The sequence below is a fragment of the Paraglaciecola sp. genome (assembly GCF_030730205.1).
Lineage (GTDB): Bacteria > Pseudomonadota > Gammaproteobacteria > Enterobacterales > Alteromonadaceae > Paraglaciecola.
The window spans coordinates 1-4,053 of the sequence record NZ_JANQVQ010000107.1 but is presented as its reverse complement, the minus strand read 5'-3'; the positions used below and the strand labels follow the sequence as shown (position 1 = coordinate 4,053).

The 4,053-nt window shown below is 40.7% G+C and carries 4 protein-coding genes; all 4 read right to left on the bottom strand.

Going from position 1 to position 4,053, the window contains the following annotated elements; genetic code table 11:
• On the bottom strand, positions 1 to 201 hold a 201-nt coding region (locus NWQ57_RS08255), incomplete at its 3' end, for an acyl carrier protein (RefSeq protein ID WP_306021669.1).
• A gap of 48 nt (positions 202 to 249) precedes the next feature.
• Positions 250 to 1,365: a hypothetical protein gene (locus tag NWQ57_RS08250; RefSeq protein ID WP_306021668.1), complete on the bottom strand. Its 1,116-nt coding sequence runs from the start codon at positions 1,363 to 1,365 to the stop codon at positions 250 to 252.
• A gap of 8 nt (positions 1,366 to 1,373) precedes the next feature.
• Entirely contained in the window at positions 1,374 to 2,507 is a 1,134-nt protein-coding gene (locus NWQ57_RS08245) for a cytochrome P450 (protein WP_306021667.1), read from the bottom strand.
• A 1-nt stretch (position 2,508) separates the two neighbouring features.
• Positions 2,509 to 4,053 (bottom strand): AMP-binding protein (locus NWQ57_RS08240; protein ID WP_306021666.1); only part of this gene is annotated, 1,545 nt, incomplete at its 5' end.

Genomic DNA, 4,053 nt, shown 5'->3' with positions numbered 1-4,053 from the left:
GTACTGAAACATCACTATTGGTTCTATTTCTAACTCAAACTCATCTTCTATTTTCCCACATAACAATACTGCATATAAGGAGTCCACTCCTACAGCAGCAAGTAAAGTATCAGCGAATAATTCTTCGCGTGGTTTTTTACATAACTGCGCCACATTATCCAAAATAAAGTCGATAATGTTCTGATGATTAGCTTGATTCAATTATAATAACCTCTTGATATGAATATGATTTACATTTATAACTCAGAATTAATGTGGAACATTAACAGGCGAAACCAGAATTTGCTTGTATGCATAAGCAATGTTTAATTCGTCATCTGCAACTTTATGTAACACATTAAGATGGGTAAAACGTGCCATAAACATGGGCACAAGCTCTTTGAGGATCCGCTTTGACAACATCGCACCTACGCAAAAATGCGTTCCAAATCCAAAATCTAACTGCTTAGCTATTTTGTTATTAACTTCAGATTTTATTACAGCTTGCTGTATATCAATCAGTACGGTCATCCCCTCATTGATCTCAAGACCTTCTAATAATATCTTTTTCTTAGAAATACGGTGAATGTATCTAGGCGCAGTAGATAAATGAAACAGGAAATCAAACTGATCTTCAAACTGTGCAACAGTTAGCGCCTTACCATTATTTTCAGAATAAATAAGTGCCAACATATTAACAGTGGTCTGAACTAAGGGTGCCATGGCCGCATACATTGCCGTTACAAAGGCATAGCAAGTTAGCTGGTCAAAAGGCTTGTCAATTTGCACTTGTTCCAATAAAGATTTAGTGGGCAACTTACGATCACCGGTATTCGTTTGCCCAGCCGCCTCCGTAGTTGCTGCCTCTAGCATTTTTATAAGATATTTAAAATCAGATTCACTCTGAAGCCTTTGCTTAAGCGGCAACATTGGCTCTACCATACGCTGAAGCACCGTAGCTATGCGATCAAAATCTTTTTTATTACTCGGGAAAACCCCCAGTAATGGGCGGGCTATTCTGTCGAAAATTGGCAGGCCAACATTGGCAACTAAATCAAATGAGCCAAGTAAAGGCAAATCATTAATAATGCTCTTAATTTTCTCGGAAAAAAAAGCATCCCACTGCTTGAGATTACTTCTGCTTAAAAACTCCAAAGCGATCTGGCGCAGCATTTTGTGCCGTGAGTTCTCCAGAAAAAACGGTGAAGCATTCACAAAACACCGGGTCATTTCAAACGATTTACCAGATGCCTCTTCCAAGCGTTCTAGATATTGATAAAGATTCGGTATCTCAAAGTATTCATTTTTTAAAATTTGCAAAGCAAGCTTGTAATCAGTTATAAAAACCATGTTAGGGTTGTTTGCAAATTCGTCAATCTGGCGCATATCCGTTATCACTGCTTATTTCCTTGTTCCTCATCTCCCAATAAGACACTGGCAGAAGCGATCCTCTTAGCTAATAGAGATGACTTAAATATTACACTGTGTTGTTCAACCCTAACATCTGGGAACCGCCGAAATAGACCGGAGATAAAAGTCACAATCAGTTGACGGGCTAATTCAGAGCCAGGGCAACGATGAACACCTGCCCCAAACGCAAGATGGCGCTCTGGAGGGAAGTTGGCAATCTGTTCATATTCACAATTACGAAAGTGAGACTTATCCCGGTTGACCGATGGCACATGAATAAACAGAGAGTCATTCTTTTTTAGCTCTATATCGTCTATCACTACATCCGCAGATGCCACTCTGGTCAAATATTCCGTAGATACACAAAACCTTACCAACGTCTGAAAATATGCTGCCACCCACTTTTTATCAGAAAATTTAGACCGCAAGGGCTTCGAAAGAGAGTCGTTTTTAATCACGATGTGCGAAATAGTCTCGCTGCTCGTACGCGAGGCAATTAGAAGTATTGCTATGGTTGCAGCGATTTGATCTAACGAATAAGACCTATTTTCGCCCATTAGCTTACTATGAATATCATACATTAAGCCTGATTTACGTGGGTTTTTCAGCTGCTCAATAATAGAAGTGATCATATTACGCAATACGGCTTGTATTTTTAGTAGCGTTTTTACTGACTGAACAGGCTCTACTATTTTTACACTTACATCGACATCTCTTAAAAACGACCTAACACAAACTGGCGCATAGCCAAATACCCGTTGAACCAACCCCACAAAAAGTGGCTCTTCAATGTCACAAACAATATCGACTACGCCAGATTTTTGCGCCAAAGTAAACAATACCTCTTCACAAACATCGTCGATAATCAATTGATACCGAGATACGTTTTCTGGTCCAAGGGGTTCACGCAATCGCTCTTTTATATCTTGATGAATACTACCTTGCATAAAAAACAACATCTGCTGTGAATAAGCAATAAGTAGCTTTAGATCGACGTTGGCACTATTTTGTATTTTCTCTAAATAATCAACTGGTGAAGGTGCCAGCATAACAGGTTTTGCTAAACACTTTTGTGCTGCCTGATGCAAGCATATTAATGGCCGTTTAGAATGCTGCATGCTACTCCTCGCGCTTCACCCAGCGCTGGATCTTACCACTTGTTGTTCGAGGTAGGGTATTACGTTTGTATAAGTCTATATCTCGTACAAATACCCCAAAAGCATCATTAAAAGCTAACTGAAGCGCCACAGCGATTTCGTTATGCGATAAATTGCTTTGGTTTTGGTAGGTCTCAATCGAGAAACGCAACACATCACCACCTTCCGCTAGTTGAAGTATAATTGCGTGAGGGTTAAGTTGCGGGCAAATTTTATTTGCCAACACAGCAAAATCAAATGGATAGAGGGTTTTCCCCCTTAGTTTGATAATATCTTTTAATCTACCAGTTATAGTTAAAAAATCATTTTGGATGATACCCACATCACCCGTTTTAATCCAACGACGTTGCTGATACTCGAATGAAGGTAGTTCACCTGAAGTATAGTTTAGCGCCACAGCATCCCCGGTAAGGCAAATTTCACCTTCCAGGCCGTCTTCAAGTGATTCATTATTTTTCAGGGAAAAAATACCTATATCAGCGTGTTCCCGTCCTAAGTAACAAGGTAATGTATTATCACTTTTAGGCTTCATCAGCAGCGGCAAAGCACAAGAGTCTTGTCCCTCAATACACCTTTCGCCACCAGCGAATAATACGGTTTCAGCAAGCCCATAGCAGGCAAAAAACGCACTTTCTGAAAATCCAGCATCAGACAACCCTTCAACTAGATGTTGCTTAAGGCTTGCAGGAATATAGTCAGCACCACAAAAAGCTGAAGTCCAACAACTCAAATCCAGTTCAGCTTTTAACTTGCTGTTCAGATAGCGCAGACAAAGCTCATAGGCAAAAGGGGGACCGCCACTAAAGTTTACTCTATACTGACTAATAAGCTTTAACCAGATTGATGGACGACTTATAAAATCCTTAGACGCCATCATCATTATCCAACCGCACGCCAATATGGGATACAGAATACCGCCAAACAACCCCATATCATGATAATGCGGCAACCAGTTTAAATAACGATGCTGCTCTCCGAGTTTCCAGCTCTGGCGCATCTTCGCAAAATTAGCGAGTATCATTTTCCCGGTAAGCAACACCCCTTTAGGACTCGCGGTAGAACCTGATGAATACTGAATTATCGAGATATCATCCACTGGTTGTAAAAACTCAGTAACTGGCTTTAACACGTTAGCCTTCGCCAACAAGCTTTCAACCGTAACAATCTCAATATTTGGTAAACGCTCTGCTATTTTTTGCTCATCACTGGTATGAACAATCGCCCACTTAAACTTAGTGTCATTATGTATAGCAGATAAACGCTGATAGTCTTGGTCTTTTGTAGGAACCGGACAAGGTGCAATAGTCGTACCGGCGTAAATACCGGCAACTAAAACAGATAAAAACGCCAAACCTCCATCCAACAACACCAAAACCGGTGCTTGCGCTAAATGAGTGTCTATAAACACGGCAGCTAGTTGACGCGCTTCGGTATCAACAGCCGTGCCACTTACACCGGTAACGTGGCCAGACTGATACTGGTTGATAGCACAGGCATGCTTATTGGC

Bases quoted from the DNA above. Each gene is read 5' to 3' on its own strand.
- NWQ57_RS08250 (WP_306021668.1), bottom strand. From the start codon at position 1,365: ATGCGCCAGATTGACGAATTTGCAAACAACCCTAACATGGTTTTTATA.
- NWQ57_RS08245 (WP_306021667.1), bottom strand. From the start codon at position 2,507: ATGCAGCATTCTAAACGGCCATTAATATGCTTGCATCAGGCAGCACAA.